The 19,128-nt window shown below is 73.4% G+C and carries 15 protein-coding genes; 5 read left to right on the top strand and 10 right to left on the bottom strand.

Annotated elements, in window-relative coordinates:
- Positions 1-184: 184 nt before the first annotated feature.
- Positions 185-349 (top strand): hypothetical protein, encoded by a 165-nt coding sequence (locus tag H297_RS43230; protein WP_158693677.1) that lies wholly within the window; start codon positions 185-187, stop codon positions 347-349.
- Positions 346-483 carry a hypothetical protein gene (locus H297_RS43235; RefSeq protein WP_158693678.1) on the top strand — a complete coding sequence of 46 codons (138 nt, stop codon included), beginning with the start codon at positions 346-348 and terminating at the stop codon, positions 481-483. The genes H297_RS43230 and H297_RS43235 overlap by 4 nt, the downstream gene beginning before the upstream one ends.
- A 174-nt stretch (positions 484-657) precedes the next feature.
- Here the strand turns inward: H297_RS43235 and H297_RS0114255 are convergent, their stop codons facing one another.
- Positions 658-1,089 carry a MarR family transcriptional regulator gene (locus H297_RS0114255; protein WP_027737612.1) on the bottom strand — a complete coding sequence of 144 codons (432 nt, stop codon included), beginning with the start codon at positions 1,087-1,089 and terminating at the stop codon, positions 658-660.
- Positions 1,090-1,308: 219 nt separating this feature from the next.
- Here H297_RS0114255 and H297_RS0114265 point away from each other — a divergent pair, with 219 nt between their 5' ends.
- Entirely contained in the window at positions 1,309-2,763 is a 1,455-nt protein-coding gene (locus H297_RS0114265; RefSeq protein ID WP_027737613.1) for an MFS transporter, read from the top strand.
- Positions 2,764-2,868: 105 nt separating this feature from the next.
- Here the strand turns inward: H297_RS0114265 and H297_RS0114270 are convergent, their stop codons facing one another.
- The gene (locus H297_RS0114270; RefSeq protein ID WP_158693679.1) at positions 2,869-4,968 is read right to left on the bottom strand and encodes an ATP-binding protein; all 2,100 of its coding nucleotides are present in this window, start codon (positions 4,966-4,968) and stop codon (positions 2,869-2,871) included.
- 646 nt (positions 4,969-5,614) lie between these two features.
- Here H297_RS0114270 and H297_RS0114275 point away from each other — a divergent pair.
- Positions 5,615-6,022 (top strand): PGPGW domain-containing protein, encoded by a 408-nt coding sequence (locus H297_RS0114275; protein ID WP_027737615.1) that lies wholly within the window; start codon positions 5,615-5,617, stop codon positions 6,020-6,022.
- 228 nt (positions 6,023-6,250) lie between these two features.
- Positions 6,251-8,311 carry a phosphocholine-specific phospholipase C gene (locus H297_RS0114280; RefSeq protein WP_027737616.1) on the top strand — a complete coding sequence of 687 codons (2,061 nt, stop codon included), beginning with the start codon at positions 6,251-6,253 and terminating at the stop codon, positions 8,309-8,311.
- On the opposite strand, the gene H297_RS0114285 is transcribed toward H297_RS0114280, so the two are convergent.
- From H297_RS0114285 to H297_RS36310, 8 genes are all read right to left on the bottom strand, one after another.
- Positions 8,283-9,983 (bottom strand): class I adenylate-forming enzyme family protein, encoded by a 1,701-nt coding sequence (locus H297_RS0114285; protein WP_486589509.1) that lies wholly within the window; start codon positions 9,981-9,983, stop codon positions 8,283-8,285. The genes H297_RS0114280 and H297_RS0114285 overlap by 29 nt on opposite strands.
- A 32-nt stretch (positions 9,984-10,015) precedes the next feature.
- Positions 10,016-11,797 (bottom strand): CoA transferase, encoded by a 1,782-nt coding sequence (locus tag H297_RS0114290; RefSeq protein WP_027737618.1) that lies wholly within the window; start codon positions 11,795-11,797, stop codon positions 10,016-10,018.
- Positions 11,794-12,606: a methyltransferase gene (locus tag H297_RS0114295; protein ID WP_027737619.1), complete on the bottom strand. Its 813-nt coding sequence runs from the start codon at positions 12,604-12,606 to the stop codon at positions 11,794-11,796. Before H297_RS0114295 ends, H297_RS0114290 begins: the two co-directional genes overlap by 4 nt.
- A 74-nt stretch (positions 12,607-12,680) precedes the next feature.
- Complete coding sequence (locus tag H297_RS0114300) at positions 12,681-14,261, bottom strand: AMP-binding protein (RefSeq protein WP_027737620.1); 1,581 nt, start codon at positions 14,259-14,261, stop codon at positions 12,681-12,683.
- A complete protein-coding gene (locus H297_RS36305) occupies positions 14,258-15,712 on the bottom strand; it encodes an FAD-dependent oxidoreductase (protein ID WP_051351820.1) in 1,455 nt (484 codons plus the stop codon). Before H297_RS36305 ends, H297_RS0114300 begins: the two co-directional genes overlap by 4 nt.
- A complete protein-coding gene (locus H297_RS0114310; protein WP_027737621.1) occupies positions 15,709-16,689 on the bottom strand; it encodes a UbiA family prenyltransferase in 981 nt (326 codons plus the stop codon). Before H297_RS0114310 ends, H297_RS36305 begins: the two co-directional genes overlap by 4 nt.
- A 95-nt stretch (positions 16,690-16,784) precedes the next feature.
- Entirely contained in the window at positions 16,785-17,879 is a 1,095-nt protein-coding gene (locus H297_RS0114315) for a DegT/DnrJ/EryC1/StrS aminotransferase family protein (RefSeq protein ID WP_051351838.1), read from the bottom strand.
- An 86-nt stretch (positions 17,880-17,965) separates the two neighbouring features.
- Positions 17,966-19,018, bottom strand: a complete 1,053-nt coding sequence (locus tag H297_RS36310) for a DegT/DnrJ/EryC1/StrS family aminotransferase (protein ID WP_486589510.1) — start codon at positions 19,016-19,018, stop codon at positions 17,966-17,968.
- Positions 19,019-19,128: the final 110 nt, after the last annotated feature.

Below are 19,128 nucleotides of genomic sequence, written 5' to 3' on the forward strand. Positions count from 1 at the left end.
GGTCCCGGCTCCCGGGACCGCCGCGATGGCCCCGGCGTGGCCATCGCGGTCGCCCGTACGCCCACGACCTCGCCGCCGGTACCTACGGGTGCGGTACGGGTGACGGCGCGCTCCGCCACCCGTACAGCACCTTTTCGCCCGCCACTCGACAGCTTGCCCCCGGGTGCTGGAGGCCCACTGCGGAGTGCCACTGGACGGCGCGGTCCTCGTCGCCCTCGACACCCGGCCGATCGCCGCGGATTTCGCCTGCATCCTCGACCGCTCCGAGGCCGTGGTGGTGATCGTGGACGCCACGTGCCGCGCCGCACTGACCGAGGCACTGCGGCGCACCGACGCCCGCCGCGCGTGACCCAGCCGCAGCACGACGCCTACGAGCCCCTGCTGGCCGACGCCGCTCCGCACACGGTGGAGGTCACCGACGAGCGGTCCCTGCTGTCGATTCCCACGGGTTCGCCGGCCCGCTTCTTACGGACGATATGGTGAAGTGTGCTGCGGGCCGGTTCCACGTCCCGGGTGGAGGGCTGCCGGCACGCACAGACGGCGTCGCCGCGGGTGCCCCGGACAATGCTTTGTACGTCAGGGGACGGGGTGCCGTCCAACGTCCCCTGGCCTCGCTGCCGGGGAACGGTCCACACCTCCCCGCATCGTGCCCCGCTCCTAGGAGATGAGCAGGCGGATTCCGTCGACGAGTGCCTGTGCCTGCCCATCGGGCCAGTCCGCGATCCGGCCCGCAAGGTGCCGGGTCAGCGCGTCGCGGAGTGCGGTGACCGCGGCGCGGCCCTTGGGCGTCAAGGTGAGCAGGGTGGCTCGGCCGTCGCAGGGGTCGGGGCTGCGCTCCAGCAGACCCGCGCTTTCGAGCCGGTCGGCATAGCGGCTCGCGCCGGACCGGTCGATACCGACCTCGTCGGCAAGCCGCGCCGCTGACTGCGGTCCGAGCCGGGCCAGCCCGCTGAGCACCGGGTAGGTCTGTCGGTCGACACCGGGTGGTGCCGAGTCGAGGACCGCGTCGTACAGCGCGCTCCGGTTGCGCCGTAGCAACAACTGTCCCAGCGCCTGCTCCAGGTCCCGTGCCAAAGCCGCGTTCGCCATCACCCGATGATACGTGCGAAACGCACGGAGGAGTCGTAGGGTGTTGCGTGCGAGTCGCACGCATTTACCGGGAGGTCTCATGGTCATCGTTCACGCCCTGCCCCGGCGGGCCATCGGCCGGACGGACGACGCTGTGGCCGCCGCCGCACCCGCAACACCGCTCTATGCCACCGCAGTTGAGGAGCGTGGCATCGGCACGCGGCGGACCGACGGTGCACGGTGACGGCCAGGAGGCGCAACAGCGCACTGATCGGACCGGTACTGGTGCTGGCCACGCTGGTCTCCAGCGTCATCAGCTCTTTCGGTGCTCCCCTCGTCCCCACTGTCGCCCGCGACTTCCACGAGCCGCTGAGCACGGCGCAGTGGTCGCTGACGGTGGCGCTGCTCGTCGGCGCGGTGAGTTCGCCGGTCCTGGGCCGGCTCGGCGACGGCACGCGACGGCGAGGGACGATGCTCGTCGGCCTGGCCGTGGTCACGGCGGGCGGTGTCGTGGCGGCGCTCGCGAACAGCTTGGAGATGCTGGTCGTCGGCCGTGGACTGCAAGGCACCGGGCTCGGGCTGGCGCCGTTGGCGATGGCCACCGCCCGGGACCACCTGTCTGACGCCGAGGTCGCGCCGATGATCGCGCTGTTGTCGGTCTCGGCGGGGGCGGGCCTCGGTGCCGGCTACCCGATCAGCGGGTTGATCGCCGAGGCGTGGGGATTGGCGGGTGCGTACTGGTTCGGCGCGCTCGTGTCCGGCCTCGCGCTGGTCTGTGTCGCCGCGGTCGTACCGTCGAGCGCGGGGCGGGGCACCCCTGCCCGGCTCGACCGGGTCGGTGCCGTACTGCTCGGACTCGCGCTGGTCACCGCGCTGGTGGCGGTGGCAGAGGGGACACAGTGGGGTTGGGGTTCGCCGGCGATCATCGGCCTGTCGGCCGCCGGTGCAGTGCTCTTCGCGGTGTGGGCCGTGCAGCAACTGCGTGCCGAGCACCCGCTGGTCGAGTTGCGTCTGCTGCGCCATCCTGCCGTGCTTTCGGCCGACGCCTGCGCCATGGTGCTCGGTGCCGCGATGTACATGGTCCTCTCGGGGGTGACGGAGTTCGTACAGTCCCCGCGCTCGGGCGGATTCGGCTTCTCCGCATCGGCCGTCGTGGCCGGGCTTGTCCTCGTCCCCCTGTCCTTGTTCATGCTGAGCAGCTCCCGCACCCTGCCCACCTTGGTGACACGCGTAGGGAGCCGTGCGGTGCTGACGCTGGGGTGCCTCGTGGCTGCGCTGGGATGCGCATTCTTCGCCGTCTTCCATGGCGCCCTGTGGCAGGCCTTCTGCATGACGGGTGTTCTAGGGGTGGGACTGGGCACCACCTTCGCGGCGATTCCCGGTGTGATCGTGCAGGCGGTCCCCGCCCAGGAGACGGGCAGCGCCATGGGCTTCTACCAGGTGGTCCGCTTCACGGGCTTCTCGCTGGGCAGCGCGCTCACCGCCACCCTCCTGGCCGCTCACGCCGGCGGCGACGGCCGGCCGACCGAGGGGGGCTACATCATGGTGCTGTGGATCTCCGCCGGCATCTGTGTCGTCGCCGCTGCCCTCGCCTGGTTCCTGCCCGCCCGATCCACCCGGCTCCGTCCTGCTGATCGCGCGGGGCGGTCGCACGTCGCGGAACCGCGTCGGCCGTCCTCGCGCAGGCGGAGCTGACGGCGGCAACTGGCCCGCGAGGCTTGTGTCCGGCAGGCGGCGCGGGCCTGCGACGGCGAGATCGTCGTCGCAGACGACCACCTCGTCCCGGTACGGGCCGCCGGGTCAGTCCGGAGCGCCGTACGTGGCGCGCTCGCGCAGCAGTTCGGCGGCCTGGTTGAGGGCGGTGGACAGGCGTCGCCGGTAGGTGCTGAAGGACAGGGCAGCCCGGTTCGCCGCGGCCTGCTGGCTGCGCGGCCCGGACACGTAGGTCAGCTCCAGGACGTCGCCGAGCTCCTGCCTGCCGGGGCTCGACCGCAGTTGGGCCACCGTGTCGGTGAGCACCTCGCGCAGTGCCGAGGCGTCCGACCCTGCCGGTACCAGGCGGGTGCTCAGCAGGGCGTTCTCCGCGAGCAGTCCGGGCTCCAACAGGTTGCGGTACCCCTGTTTGACGGCCTCGCTGAACTCCGGCCACGGCATCGGTGGCTCGGCCAGCACCTCCGGGGTGAGGCCGCCCGCGCTGTCGTCCGCCAGCAGTCGGGCCCGCAGTTCGGTGCTCCAGCGCGGGAAGGGGAGCGGCCGCCAGTCGTGCACCCGCGGCACCACACGTTGCCCGTCGACGTCGGTCACCGGCGCGGCCTGGCGCTGCCCGTGCAGGGCCAGGGCGGCCGAGAGCGCGGGCCTGCGTTCGGGTACGCACGTCAGGCTTACCGACAGGCCGGGGGTCTTGGCCCACAGCGTCAGGAGCGCGAACACGCACCCGACGTCGCTCTCGTGGTCGTGCGTCATCCACCGGGCGACCAGCAGCCGCTCCGAGCGGCGCAGCGGTGCGCGCAGGGCGAGCTGTTCGCGTGCGGCCGTGACGACCGGGTCGTCCGGCAGATCCGTGGCGTCCGGTTCCACGCACGGTGCGACCAGTGTGCCCACCACGCCCCGCACCGGGTCCTCGACGACGGTGAAGGAGGCGGGCCGCCGACGCCACCACTGCGCGGCCAGCCGCTCGGCCTCCGTACCGAAGTCATGGGCGACGGCACCCAGGACGGTGTCGCGTTCCTCCGGGTGGGCGGGGCGTACCCGGACGGTGTCGGCGTGGCGCCAGTCGAAGGCGGCCCGGAACGCCGGGTGCTGCCGGCCCAGGTAGGCCAGGCCCGCCCCGAAGGACCAGCGGTCTCCGGTGTGCTGCAGGAGCTTGCTGGTCAGATGGTCGTGAACCCGGGTGAACAGCCGCTCGTACTTGTCGGTGCCCCGCCAGCGCAGGTCGGCGACGAGCGCGTCCCGTACCAGCGGGTGCGGTACCAGCCCCTCACCCGTACTGTCCACCCACGACTGGCGGCGGAGCCAGGCGCACAGTTGCCGCGCTTCCTGACGCGGCAGGTCCAGTGTGTGCTGCACCAGTTCCTCGGTGGTGGTCCGGGCGAGCGCCAGTACGTAGAGCGCGTCGGACTGGGCCAGAGTGGGCGTCTCGCGCAGCAGCAGACGCAGCATCTCGCCCACCACGTCGGGGGCGTCGCCCAGCTCCCAGGGGCGGCCCTGGCCGGGGGGCGGCGGGGTGCGTGCCAAGGCGTCGGCGAACAGGGCGAGGGCGAGCGGAAGGCCGTGCGCGGCACGGACGACGGCGGGGATGTCGGCCGACGGGACCTGCCTGTTGCGCAGCAGGAGGGCGGCTTCGGCGTCGTCCATGCCGCAGAGCCGCACGCTGCGCAGCGCGTGCCACCACTGCGGGTCCGTCCGCCACTCTGCGGCCGGCGGCCGGCGGCTGGCGACCACCAGCAGGGCGTCGGCCGGCAGGCCGGGCAGGAACTCGTGGCGCAGCCAGTGCTCCAGCGGCCCCAGCAGCTCGCCCGAGTCCACCAGCAGCACATCCGGGCCCCGAAGGTCCCCCTGGTCCTGGCCCGCCTCTCGCTTCTCGTCCCGACCCGGACCCCGTCCCTGGCCTTGTCGCCTCAGCGATGCGAGGAAGGCCTCGGGGGTGGGCTCGACAGTGCGCATGTCGACGGTGCGGCAGATGCGGCCGTCGTCCTCCGCCTCGTCCCCGAAGCGCTGCAGCAGCGTGCTCTTACCGACTCCGCCCATGCCGTGCAGCCATACGACGAAGCAGCCGCGCTGCTCGTCGAGCATCAGTTCCCGCAGCAGCCGCAGTTCGGCCGCGCGCCCGGTGAACACCTTGCGCCGCAGGGACGCGAGCTGTTTCCGCCGGGAGCCGGCCCGCGCCGGCCTGGAAGACATCTGCATTGCCGAACCCGCAGCCCCTCCCGTGGACTTGACTGCCCTACTCACCCTGCGTCAAGAAAAAGAGCACTGTACGTACGGACGACGATGGTACGAAACGTCTTCGGATGCGCGGTACCCGTTCGGTCACCACCCGGGCGGCTGATCCCGTAAACGGGCACGGTGCGGCGCCGCCGGCCTGTGCGCATGCACCGTTCGGTGATGTGGGCGGCGGCGTACGGCCTCGACATTACGAGCCCGTGCCCCGCCCCCGTCGTGCGTCGGGAGCTTCGCACCCGGAAATCACCTCGCCCGATTCCGGGCGTGCATCGGGCTGCCAACGCTCCGATGCGGAACCGGTGTGCCCCTCCCCGGTGCTGTTCGGTCATACCGCCCCGTCCCCCTGTCGCACGAGCTTGATCATTTTCCACGAGGGTGTGATGCCCCTTCGGCCGGAAAAGTTCACGCCCGGGGGGTAGACGGGCGGCTACCGCCGTGTGGTCGGCGCGCTCATCGGGGTACCGGGACCGTCGCGGTGAATGTCCGCACAGGCGGGGTCCCGGTGCCGCAACACGTCGCCGGGTGCCGGGCTGACACCCAGTCACGCCGTTAGGCTCCTCACGCTGCCGAGGACGGACGGCGTGCGCAGGCGGAAGGGAGCGGTATGGCGACCGGAAGGCACGTGCGGCGCGTCGGCGTCCTGGTGGCCGGAGGGCTGCTGCTGCTCGTCGGGGTGGCGCTGCTCGTGCTCCCCGGGCCGGGGCTGCTGCTCGTCTTCGCCGGGCTGGTCGTGCTCTCCCGCGAGTTCCCGGGCCTGAACCGGTACGTCGAGCCGGTGCGGGAACGTGCTCTGCAGGCCGCCGAGGAGAGCGTCTCCTCCCCGCTGCGCATGGCCGGTTCCGTGCTCGCCGTCCTCGCCCTGCTCGCAGCCGGGGTGGCCTGGGGTCTGGTCCCGGAACTCCCTTTCAGCGGCTGGAGCGCCGGCTCGGGCCTGATCCTCGCCGCGTTCATCCTGGCGGGCCTGCTGGTCTGGAGCCGCCGACGCGTGGCGGGCCGGAGGGCGGCGGACTGAGGCGGCGCCTCCCGTGGTAGGTGCCGCCATGTCGGCGCCGCGCACCACCGTGCAGCGGTCGCCCATCGGTAATACCTCATCTACGCAGGTAGGAACGGTACGAGGACAGCGCCTCGCCCCCAGGTGTTGCCAACTTGTTCATACAGGTGACTTTCCTACCGGCGGATGTTCTTGAAAGACTCTGGTGACCCGGACCGTTCCGCACACCCTTGTGAGGTCAGCAGAGAGATGCCAGAACTCAACCGCCGCAGGTTCCTCCAGATCGCCGGCGCCACCGCGGGCTTCAGCGCCCTGTCCGGCAGCATCCAGCGAGCCGCGGCCATCCCCGCGGCCCGCCGAACGGGCAGCATCGAGGACGTCGAACACATCGTCGTGCTGATGCAGGAGAACCGGTCCTTCGACCACTACTTCGGCTCGCTGCGGGGTGTCCGCGGCTTCGGGGACCCGCGCCCCATGGCGCCGACCGGCCAGAAAACGGTCTGGCAGCAGTCGGGCGGCGGCAAGGACGTGCTGCCCTACCACCCGGACGCCGACAACCTGGGCATGCAGTTCATCGCGGGCCTCAACCACGACTGGGCGGGCGGCCACCAGGCGTGGCACGACGGAAAGTACGACCAGTGGATCCCGGCCAAGGGCACCGGCACCATGGCCTACCTGACCCGCGAGGACATCCCCTTCCACTACGCCCTCGCCGACGCCTTCACCATCTGTGACGCCTATCACTGCTCGATGATCGGCGCCACCGATCCCAACCGCTACTACATGTGGTCCGGCCACGTGGGCAACGACGGCAAGGGCGGCGGGCCCGTCCTGGGCAACGAGGAGGCCGGGTACGGCTGGACCACGTACCCCGAGCGGCTGGAGCAGGCGGGCATCTCCTGGAAGATCTACCAGGACATCGGCGACGGTCTGGACGAGGACGGCGGCTGGGGCTGGATCGACGACGCCTACCGCGGCAACTACGGCGACAACTCGCTGCTGTGGTTCACCAAGTACCAGAACGCCAAGCCCGGCGACCCCCTCTACGACAAGGCACGCACCGGCACGAACGCCAAGAAGGGCGACGGCTTCTTCGACGTCCTCAAGGCCGACGTGAAGGCCGGCAAGCTGCCGCAGATCTCCTGGATCGCCGCCCCCGAGGCGTTCTCCGAGCACCCGAACTTCCCCGCCAACTACGGCGCCTGGTACGTCTCCCAGGTCCTCGACGCCCTCACCTCCGACCCGGACGTATGGGCCAAGACGGCGCTGTTCATCACCTACGACGAGAACGACGGCTACTTCGACCACGTCGTCCCGCCCTACCCGCCGGCCTCCGCCGACCAGGGCCGCTCCACCGCCGCCACCGAGCTCGACTACTACAGCGGCGGCATCACCGGCTACGAGCCCGGCCCCTACGGGCTGGGCCAGCGGGTTCCCATGCTCGTCGTCTCTCCGTGGAGCACCGGCGGCTACGCCTGCTCGGAGCTGTTCGACCACACCTCCATCATCCGTTTCATGGAGCGCCGCTTCGGCGTGCACGAGCCGCACATCTCCCCGTGGCGGCGCGCCCTGTGCGGCGACCTGACCTCGGCGTTCGACTTCGGCCTCAAGGACACGGACCCGGCCGACCTGCCGGGCACCGACGCCTTCGAGCCGCCGGACAACGAGCGGCACGACTCGTACGTGCCCAAGCCGCCGGCCACGCCGGTGCTGCCGAAGCAGGAGGCGGGCTCCCGGCCGACGCGGCCCCTGCGGTACGCGCCGCTGGTGGACGGCTCCGCCGAGGTCGCCGACGGGAAGTTCTCCCTCACCCTCGGCGGCGGCAAGGAGGCGGGCGCCTTCTTCCTCGTCACCTCCGCCAACCGTACCGACGGCCCCTGGACCTACTCCACCGGCGCCGGTGAGGAGCTGACCGACACCTGGAACACCGCCTACTCCGACGGCTCCTACGATCTGACCGCCCACGGCCCCAACGGCTTCCTGCGCACCTTCAAGGGCCCCGGCAAGAAGGCGGGCCCCGAGGTCACCGCCCGCCACCTGCGGGACAGCGGTGACATCGAGCTCACCCTGACCAACGCGGGCGACACCGACTGCAACCTGACGGTGGCCAACGCCTACGGCGGTGCCGAGGAGACCCACAAGGTCCGGGCGGGGGCCCGGGTCGTGCGGCGGGTGGGCCTGCGGGAGAGCAAGCGCTGGTACGACCTGTCCGTCACCACCGACAGCGACGAGAAGTGGCTGCGCCGGCTGGCCGGGCACGTCGAGACGGGTGCCCCCGGCGTCAGCGACCCGGCGACACGTACCGACTGACCCGCGCACCCACCGGGGCCGCACCCCCGACGGCGAGGGGTGCGGCCATTCCGGTGAGAGTGGCCCGGCAGACCTTCCCGGTCGGCCCGAGCGGCATGCTTGCGACGTGGAGCAGTAGTTCGGGATGCTTGCGCCGGTCCAGGCCGCGCTCGCGCTCCAGGTAGCCGGTCAGCTCCTCCAGGGTCAGCGGCCGAGCGTCCTCGGCGGCCTTTCCGGGGGAGGAGGTCCGCCGGGCAGCGGGGGCCTGACGGACGCAGGCGCACAGCCTCTCGCCGAGGTCCGGATCGGGCACCCCGACACAGGCCACCTCCGCCACCGCCGGGTGGGCGCCGAGCGCGCGTTCCACCTCGGCGGGGCTGATGTTGTACCCGCCGCGCACCACGATCTGCTTGAGGCGGCCGAGTACGTGCAGCCGGCCGTCCGTGTCCAACCGGCCCAGGTCGCCGGTGCGTACCCAGCCGCCGGCCGTGCGGTAGCGGGCATCCAGCTCCGGAGCGGCCACGTATCCCAGCGGGGTCATCGGGCCCCGGGCCAGGATCTCGCCGCTGCGCCCGGCCGGCAGCGGCTGTTCGCCGCCGGCCGGGTCCGCGATGCGGATGTCGGTCACCGCCGGGTCGGGCAGCCCGGCACAGGTGGGCCCGCCGGCCGCCGCGGCCGTATGGCAGTTCACGCCGTCCGACGAGCCGTAGACCGTCAGGACGCGGCGGCCGAAGCGGGCCCGGCACGTCTCGGCCGTCGTCGTCTCCAGTGCCGCCCCGCTGGAGACCAGCGCCCGCAGCCCGGTGGTGTCCTCTCCCGGCAGCGGCGGCTGCTCGGCCAGGCGGCGCAGCATCGTGGGCACCCCGAAGACGTGGGTGGGCCGGTGCGTGACGAGGGTGCACAGGGCGTCCGCCGCATCGAACCGCTCCTGGAGCAGCAGGGTGCCGCCCAGTGCCGCGAGCGTCACGAAGCTGCCGAGCGAGCCGAAGGAGGAGGCCAGTGGGACCAGGACCAGGTTCCGCATCGGCTCCCCGCCCTCGTGCAGCGCCCGCACGTAGGAGGCGCGGCCGCCCGCCATCGCGTTGTGCGAGTACGCCACCATCTTCGGCTCCGCCTCCGAACCGGAGGAGACCAGGATGCGGACGGGCGCCTCCGGATCGCGGCGGCGCGGCACGAAGGCGCGGGCGGCCGGCGCGGACAGGGGCACCGCATGGCGCGGGCCGCCCCCGCACCGGAAGACCGTCTCCAGGTGGGGGAGCGCGGCGTGCCCCGCCGCGTCCCGCTCGCGGGCCACCACCAGGGCGCGGGCGCGCGCACGGGCCGGCAGCCCGGCCGGTCCGCAGCCGCCGTGCCCCGGCGGGCAGGGCAGTGCCACCGCGCCGACGGCGGCCACGGCCAGCTCCGCCGCCACCGCCGCCCCTCCGTTGGGCAGGCTCAGTGCGACGATGTCGCCCTCGCCCAGACCGCGTTCGGCCAGCCGGGCCGCGAAGCGGCGGACGGTGGCGTCGAGCGTCGCGTAGGTGCAGGTGCCCGTCTCGTCGACGACCGCGGCGCGGTGCGGGTGGGCGCGGGCCCGGGCGGCGAAGAGGGCGTACACGTCGCGGTCGGGGCAGTGGCCCTGCCGCACCCATGCGCGGCGCAGCGACGCCGGTACGAGGTCCGGGACGCGCACCCCCGCGTTCGAGGTCCACACAGCGTCCGCTCTCTCCACAGGTCGCGTGCCGGTCACAGGAACTCCCACGGGGCTACGGGGCGGGCGTACTCCCCACCGGTCACCGTGGCCGCGAAGCGCGGATCGGCGGCGAGGTGGGCGAGGTCGGTGCAGACGGCGAGCGCGGTCAGCCCGGCCTCCGCGAACCGCGCCGACCAGTCGGCGCTCGTCCTGGACCGCAGCCGGGCCGCGACGGTGCCGGGACACCCCGCCGCGTCCGCTCCCAGCACCGCACCGGCCCGCCCCGCGGCGAGGGGCGCGTCGTCCAGCGCGTCGTCCAGCCACAGGTAGCCGTCCGCCGTGGCCACCGGCTGCTCCCAGAGGCCCCAGCGGACACGGCGCCGGGGCCGGGGCACGAGCGACGCGGCGGACAGCAGGGAGGAGACGGCACGCTGGGCGCGTCCGGTACGGCGGCGGGCGAGCAGCGCCGCCAGTACGGTCTGCGCCGACAGCAGACCGCCCAGCACATCGGTGAGCGTCATCAGGGAGGGCGCAGGGGGCAGCGGGGCGGGGCACAGGGCGGCGGCCAGCCCGCTGTGCGCCTGCACGAGGAAGTCGGTACCCACCGGCGGGGTCGGGCCCGGCATATCGCCCCAGCCGGAGGCCCAGGCGTGGACCAGACCGGGCCGTACGGCGGTCAGCTCCTCGGCGTCCAGGCCGAGCCGTGCCGCCTTTCCGGGCGCCCAGTTGTGCAGGAACACCTCCGCGTCCGCGACGAGTTCGCGGACGGTGTGCCGCCCCGACGGCGTCGTGATGTCCGCCTCGACGACCGTCTTGCCGTCGTTGAGCGTGCGGAAGCGTGCCGAGCAGCCGCCCGCCGTCGGCGGCATCCCCCGCATCGGGTCGCCGCCCGGCGGTTCGATCCGCACCACCTCGGCGCCCAGCAGCCGCAGGACGTGACCGGCCAGCGGCCCCTGCACCCGGCGGGTGGACTCCACGACCCGCACCCCGGCGAGGGGGAGCGGTCCGGGCACGGCCCGCGCCGGTGCGTCCCCGCACGCGTACCCGCCCAGCGGGCTCAGCCTCCACGGCGTGGGGCAACACGACGGCGGGCCGCCGTCTCCCGGTGACGTGCCGGGGGCCGGGTCGGCGCGGACGGGCAGCACGTCGGCACCCGCCTGCCCGGCCGCCGCGCGGATCGCCGCGTACGGCGAGGTCTCGACCGTCCGGTGCAGTGCCTGCGGCAGCAGGCACGTGGCCGTCGCGAAGCGCTGCTGGAAGGGCCGCCAGCCGGCGCGGTAAGCGGCGTGCGGGGCGCCGAGTCGCTGCCAGAAACCCCGCCACCGTTCGGCGTCGAGCGCTTCGAGTTCGAAGGGCACGCCGTCGGCGGAGACGAACGGCCGGTGGCCCGCGCTCTCCGCGAGGTCACGCGCCGCCGGGAGGACGGGTGCGGCCGTGTCGTCGTCCCCGGCGGTTGCCGCCGCCAGGTACTGGCCGACGCCGAACAGCGCGGCCTCGCTCACCGACGTCCGCACCTGGGCCGGCCCCGCCCCGGTGGTGCGGGCACCGAGCAGGGCGGCGCTCACCCCCTGCGCCGCCAGCACACCGGCCACCGTGCCCGCGTAGTCGACGGCCAGCGGCGTGGGCCGCCCGGCGGCGCGGCCGTGCACCTCCATGACCCCGCACGCCGCCTGCACGGCACGCTCGCTGTGCAGCGGCAGATCGACCGGCCCCGCCCAGTCGAGTCGGAGCGGCACCGAGGCCGCCCCGGGATCGTCGAGGAGGGACAGCAGCCGGGCCGCCACGCGGTGCGCGACCGCGGGCGTGGCCCGGGAGGCAGGCGGGCTCGTCGTCACGCGGCTCCCTCCCCGGGCCCTGGACGGCGGCCCTGGACGGCGTACAGGACGCTGGAGGCGGCGCGGAACGAGGGGTCCCGCATCAGGTCCCGTACCCGCTCCAGACCCTCGCGGGTCATCCCGGCGGCCAGCAGCCCCTCTTGAAGGTGGTAGGTGTGGTGGAGCTGCAACCGCAGACCCGGCGTCCGCGCGCTGCGCAGCTCGATCCGGGGCCGCACCTCGATGCCGACGAGGCCCGCGTCCCGCATCGCCGAGGGCACCTGGCGCCCCCAGTGGGGATCGCCGCCGGCCGCGCGGAAGACGGCACACTTGGCGTCCAGGAACGCGCGGTAGAGCCTCGCCGACTCCTCGTCCGGCGTCAGCAGCGGCGGCTCGTAGGAGGTGTCGAACTCCTCGATGTGCAGCACCCCGCCGACGGCCAGCGACCGCACCAGCTTGTCGAGCACCGCCCGCCGCTCCCGCAGATGCTGGAGCACCAGGCGCGCCACGATCAGGTCGTAGGAGCCCTCCGGCAGCGGGTCGCGGACCACGTCGTGGGCGAGCGCCGTCAGCCCGGGGCGGGCGGCGATATGGCGGGGTTTGACGTCGGTGGCCGTGACGTGGCCGCCCGGGGCGACCCGGTCGGCCAGCCAGTGCGCCACGGTGCCGCCGCCCGCCCCGATCTCCAGGCACCGCAGGCCCGGGCCCACTCCCGTGCCGTCCAACATCTCGAACGTCGCGGCATCGTAGGCGGCGGCCAGGCAGCGGTGCTGCTCGCGGCTGTGCTCGGTGTCGTTGTCGAACGCGTAACGCCCCGTGCCGGTCGCCACGTTGCCCGTGCTCCTCCCGTCACCCATGGACGCGCCCTCCGCTCCCGGTGCCACCGGAGCGTGCCCCCGGCCGCTCATGTCCACCGCCCGGAGCCCACCGTCTCGCCGCTGCCGGTCAACTGCCGCAGCAGCGCGGTGCGGCGCACCTTGCCGGTGCCGGTACGGGGCACCTGGTCCCAGGTGAGCGCCACCGGCTCGCCCAGCGGCGGCAGCCCCCGCACCGCCCGGTCCCAGGCGTCGCGGTCCAGCGTTCCGTCGTCGGTGACGACCACCGGCAGCGGTGTGCGTCCCGAGGGGCTGAGCAGTACGCACTCGGCGGCCTGGGGCAACCGGTCCTCCAGCAGGTCCTCGGTGCGCAGACAGCTCAGCCGCTCGCTGCGGTCCACCTCCCGGTCCAGCAGCTCCACGCTGCCGTCCCCGCGGATCCGCCCGAGGTCGCCGGTGTTGAACCAGCCGCCGTGCCGCTTGGCCGCCCAGCGCTCGCCCTCCTCGACGTACCCGGCGGCGCAGGCAGCCGTCCGGGCCAGGACGAGCCCGGTGTGGCCGCGGCCCAGCGGGCGGAACGAGTCGGGGTCGACGACGCGCAGCCGGGTCTTGCCGGGTACCGGCCGTCCCACGCCCCGCGAGGTGTCCCGGTCGTGGGCGGCGGAGCGGCGGGTGTGGAAGCGGAACGTCAGCGGGCCCGTCTCGGTCTGCCCCCAGCCCTGCATCCACAGCGGGGCACGGTGCGCACTGGCCCGCAGGTAGGAGCGGATGGTGGGCGGGTGCATCGCGTCGTAGGTGCTGATGAACAGCCGCACCCTGCGGAAGGGGTTGTCCAGTCGGGCGGTCAGCGGACGGAAGCGGACGTAGACGGCGGGGAGCGCCTCGACCATCGTCGGCGGGTGGGCGCGCAGTACCGGGTCGGCCAGGTCGGGGTCCTGGGTGGTGAGGATCGCGATCTCGGCCGGGTCCAGGCACAGCGCGCTCGCCGTCCAGCAGAATGTCCGGCCGTGGGCGAAGGAGTTGGCGTTGAGAAGGGTGTCGTCGCGGCGTACGCCGATCTTCGGATAGCGCACGGTCTCGAACCTGGCCAGCTTCCCGATGATGGTGCGGGTCGAGTGCACCACCAGCTTCGGCACCCCGGTGGTGCCGGAGGTGTGGTTGACGACCAGCGGCTCGTCGTCGTGCCGCCGGTACGGGGACGGCGCCGGGATGCCGGCCACGTCCTCGACGCTCAGGGCGCCGGGGGCGGAGCCGTCCAACAGCAGGACGGCCGGCGCCAGGTCCGGCGGCTGCCCCTCCCGTAGCTCCTGCCACAGACCGGCGGTGGTTACCAGCAGCTTCGGCTGCAACCGCCGGAGCAGGGCGAGCAGGGACTGCCGGGGCAGTTCGGCGGACAACTGGGCCGGTACGGCGCCGATGCGCACGGCCGCGCAGGCCAGCACGTCGTAGTCCCAGTGGTTCGGCTTGACGATCGCGACCCGGTCAGAGGGTTCCGCGCCTGCCGCGGCGAACCATCCCGCGGCTCGCCGCACCAGCGCGGCCAGCTCGGGAACGCTGTAGTCCGTCGCGTCATAGCCGGCCAGGTCGAAGGGCCGGTCCAGGTGGAAGCGGGTGCGGACCCCGCGTTCGGCGCACTCGTCGAACAGCACGCCCATGTCGTGCGGTTTCACTCGGTCTCCTTCCCGCCGCCCACCAGGGCGCCGGTCGTGGAACGGCGGGGCAGCGGGAGGGACCGCTGCCCGGCGGGCCGGGGCCGCAGCCGGGCCAGGACACGGGAGGCCGCGAGTGCCCCGGCGCGCACCGCGCCCTCACTGGCGGGGCGCAGGCTGATCCAGTCCCCGGCGTACTCCACCGGGCGTACCGGTCGGGCCGCGAAGGCCCGGCGGTGGTGCAGCGCCCGCGGAGTGGCCTCCGGCAGGCCGTGGGTGAAGCCGTGCACGAAGGTGTCGGTGCAGGCGGCGCGGAGCCCCGGTACGTACCGTTCGGCCGCGGAGACCAGCCGGTCGGCGACCTCGCCGCGGGGCGCGTGCAGCAGCTCGGGCAGCTGTCCGGGAGCGGCCATCAACGTCAGCAGCCCCCTGCCCGCCGGCGCCCGCGACGGGTGCTTGGCGTGGTCGACGATGATGCCCGACAGCACGCTCTCCTCGGCGGCCGGCGTCAGCAGGACGTACAGCGGCCTCGGTGACGGCGGTGCCAGCGGCCTGGTGAGCAGGCAACTCACCTTCAGTACGGGCGTAAAGGTGGACGCCGTCAGGAACGGCGACTCGTCGGCGGGCAGACCGGCGTGCAGCCGGGCCGCCACCGGGGCCGGCACCGCCAGCACCACGGCCCGCGCCGCCACCTCGCCCACCGACGACCGCACCCGGGCACCGCCGGGCGCGCCGACGACCTCGTGCACCGCGACGCCGGTGGCCACGTCGAGGTCCTTCGCCAGCCGCCGCGCCAACAGGTCCATGCCGCCCCGGTACGTGCGCCAGCACTCGGTGGTCCCGACCGAACCGAGCAGGCTGAGCAGGGGTCCTGCGGCGGACCGTGCCGTGTTCCAGCCGAAGAAGTTCCCGGCGACCGGCTGGAGCAGGTAGTCGTGCAGGTCCCGGTGGTAGCGGTGGGCGAGCTCCGCCACCGTCGCCGCGCCCACCGGGGTCCGCTCGGGGCGGTCGCCGTCGTAGGCGGCACGGTCCCGAGCGGTCGCCGCGGTGAACCGCAGCAGATCGAGACGGGCGCGGGGCGAGAGCCCGGCGCCGGTGAGCGCCGCGGTCCGGGAGGCCACACCGGGGTGCGCCCGGCCCGCCCGCCACACGCCGATCTCCCTGCCGATCAACGGCACGTCCGCTTCCGGTACGCCGAGCCGCCGCAGCAGGTCCCAGGTGGCCCGGTAGCCGTGCTCGGAGATCTGCTCGGCACCCTCGTCGACCGTCCAGCCGGCGTGCCGGAAGCTGTGCATCCGGCCGCCGACGTCGGCGCGTTGCTCCAGCACCCGTACCTGGAGCCCGGCGCGCCGCAGCTCGTGCGCGGCCGTCAGCCCCGCGATGCCCGCACCGACCACGACGACGTCCACCTCGGGACGCGGACCGCTCCCGGTCCCGCCGTTCCCGGCCGTACCGCTCCGGCTCCCGCTCACGCCGCGCCCTCCGCGCCGTGCAGCAGCGCCGCACCGATCAGCAGCACCGTGCTGACCCGGTGCACCACGAACCCCTGCCGCCGGGCCCGCATGATGTCACCGCCGCCGGTGAAGCCGGTGCGGTACTGGCGGGCCCGCAACACCGTGACCGGCAGCATCACCAGCACGAACCACCGGGGTGCGGCGCCCGTCGCACTGGCGAGGGCGCCCAGCAGGAACTCGGCGGCGGACAGCGCCCCGATGAAGACGGCGTTGCCCCGCGGCGTCGCCAGGCAGGCCACGGTGGGCCGGCCCACCGCACGGTCCCCCGGGATGTCGTTGGTGTTGGAGTAGACACCGAACATCAGCGGGCCGAAGCCGAACAGCACCCCGAGGACGAGTACGAACCAGGAGAAGCGTCCCGCCGCCAGCCCGTAGGGCGCCAGTACCAGGGCGGCGCCGAGTCCCACCAGGAAAAGCTCCTGGAAGCCGCGGTAACTGATCTTGAGTCCGTAGGAGTACTGGAGCGCCACCACGAACAGCACCAGCACCAGCACCAGCGTCCACACCGGACGGTGCGGTGCCGCGGTGACGGCGGCGGCCCACAGCGCGGCGCCGGTCGCCGCGGTGCCCCACGCGAAGCCCAGCGCCTCCCGCTCGGTCAGCGTCCCGGCGATCAGCGGTTTGCGCAGCTTCCTGCGCAGGGGGTCGTTCGGCCCGTAGTTGGCCGCATCGCTGCCGTCCCGGTAGCCGGTCACGTCGTCCAGCGCGACCATCGACATGACGACGAAGACCTCGCCGAGCAGGAACAGCGCCATCGACCAGCCCGCCGCCGGGGCGAACCGCGACAGGGGCAGCAGCACCGCGGCCAGCGCGACGACGATGCTGGGGTAGTAGTCGTAGACGTCGAGTTTGCCGAGCCGGACGTAGCTGCGTGCCTTGCTCTCCGGGCGCAGCCCGGCGACGGTGAGCGGACCGGGCTGGGCGTGACTGGTCATGTGCGTACGTCTCTCCTCGATCTGTGGACGGGCCGGTTTCGGTTTCGGGGGTGCCGGGCGGTCAGCCGTGCCGGGCGGTGAGCGGTGCCGGACGGTCAGCCGTGCCGGGCGCGGTCGGGAGCGCCGCGCCGCGCGAAGTCGCACACCGCGTCGGCGATGTACTCGACCTGCCCGTCCGTCAGGTGGGGATGGACCGGCAGCGACAGGATCCGCTTGCTGGCCTGCTCCGCATGCGGCCAGCGCTCGCCGGGCTCGGTGTAGGGGGCGAACGCCGACTGCCTCGGCAGCGGCAGCGGGTAGTACACATGGCTGCCCACGCCGCGCTCGGTCAGGTGCGCCCGCAGTGCGTCGCGCTCGTCGGCCAGCAGCGAGTAGACGTAGTAGCACCGGCCCTCCCGCCCCCGCGGAGGCGGCACGAGGCCCCGCTCGGCGAGCGGGGCGAACCGCTCCGTGTAGTAGTCGGCGATGGCGGCGCGCCGCGCCAGCCGCTCCGGCAGCCCGGCCAGCCGCCGCAGTTGGAACGCGGCCTGGATCTCGTCGAACCGGCTGTTGGTCCCCACCACGTGGTGCAGGAACCGGCGTCGCCCGTCCTGCCCGTGGTTGCGCAGCATCCGCACCCGCTGCCCGAGTGCCGCGTCCCGGGTCACCACCACGCCACCCTCGCCGGGCATTCCGAACGACTTGACCTGGACGAACGAGAAGACGCCCGCCTCCCCCCACAGCCCCGCGGGAACGCCCCGCAGCGTCGCACCCTGCGCGACGGCGGAGTCCTCCATCAGCCGCAGCCCGTGCTGTTCGGCCAGTGCCGCGAAGGCCGGCATGTCGGCCATCACGGAGAACATGTGGGCGGGCATCAACGCCGTGGTGCGTGCCGTGATGCGGCGCTCCGCGTCGGCCGGGTCGGCGACCATCGTCCACGGATCGATGTCGGCGAACACCGGCTCGGCGCCCACCTGCACCACACCGGCGGCCAGCGGCGCGCAGCCGAACGCGGGCACCACCACCTCGTCGCCCTCTCCTACGCCCATGGCTGCCAGCGCCAGCCCCAGCGCTGCCGTGCCGCTGCCGCAGGCCACGACGTCCGCGGCGCCCAGCGAGGCGGCCAGCGCCTGTTCGAGGGCGTGGGTGTGCTCGCCGAGGATGAAGCGCTGTTCGGGGGCTGTGCCGATCTGGCGGACGATGTCGAGCATGGCTGTGCGCTCGCCCTCGAAGACGTCCGGCTGGAAGAAGGAGATGGCGTTGGTGTGCTGGGCGGTCACGTCGGTCTTCCCGTCGCTCACGTGGGCTTTCCCGTGTAGAACTCGCGGATGGCCTCGCTGACCCGCTCCAGCTGCTCCCTGTCCAGGTCCGGATACAGAGGCAGCGCGAGTGCGCGGGCGCTGGCCGCCTCGGCGTGCGGGAAGTCGCCCCGCGAGTGGCCGAGGTGGGCGAAGCACGGCTGGAGGTGCAGCGGAGTCGGGTAGTACACCTCGGTGCCGACACCCCGGCGGGCCAGGTGCTCCGCCAGGCGGTCGCGGTCGTCCGCCTCGATCAGGTAGACGTAGAAGACGGCGCCTGCGCTTCCGGGTTCGCCGGGACGTTCGACGACCTGGGGGAGCCGGGTGATGCCGGGGACGTCCCGCAGCCGCTCGTGGTAGGCGGCCGCCAGTTCGGCGCGGCGGGCGATGTCGTTGTCCAGGCAGGTGAGTTTCACCGAGAGGACGGCCGCCTGGATGTCGTCCATCTTGCTGTTGAAGCCGGGCACGTCGGTCTCGGTGGAGATCGTGGAGAAGTCCCCCAGGGTCCGCCCCATCCGGCCGTGGTGCCGCAGCGCGCAGACCATCTCCGCGATCTCCGGGTCGTCGGTCAGCACCGCCCCCGCGTCGCCGAGCGCCCCCAGGGTCTTGCTCGGGAAGAAGGAGAGGACACCGCCCTTGCCGTGCAGACCGGCGTGGCGCCCCTCCTGCCGCATCCCGATCCCCTCGGCGCTGTCCTCCAGCACGGTCAGCCCGCACCGGGAGGCGACCTGACCGAGAGCCGCCATGTCGGCCATCTGGTGGAACAGGTGCGCCGGCATCACGAAGCGGCTCGCGTGGGTGACGGCGGACTCCAGACCGGCCGGGTCCATCGCGTAACTGACCGGATCGATGTCGACGAACTCCGGCCGCCCGCCCGCCAGTACGACCGAGGAGGCGGTCGCGACGAACGAGTAGGCCGGGACCAGCACCCCCTCGCCGCGGCGCAGGCCGCAGGCCCGTAACAGCAGGACGAGCGCGTCCGTGCCGCTGTTCACCCCGATGGCGAACCCGGCACCGGTGTAGGCGGCCAGTTCCCGCTCCCACTCGGCCACATGGCGACCGTGTGAAAACTTCCCTTCCGCGAACACTTCATTGATCCGCTCCTCCACGAGTGGCCACAGCGCCTCGAAGCTCGCAGCCTGGGAGAAGAACGGGACCCCTG

The sequence above is a fragment of the Streptomyces sp. CNT360 genome (genome assembly GCF_000424785.1).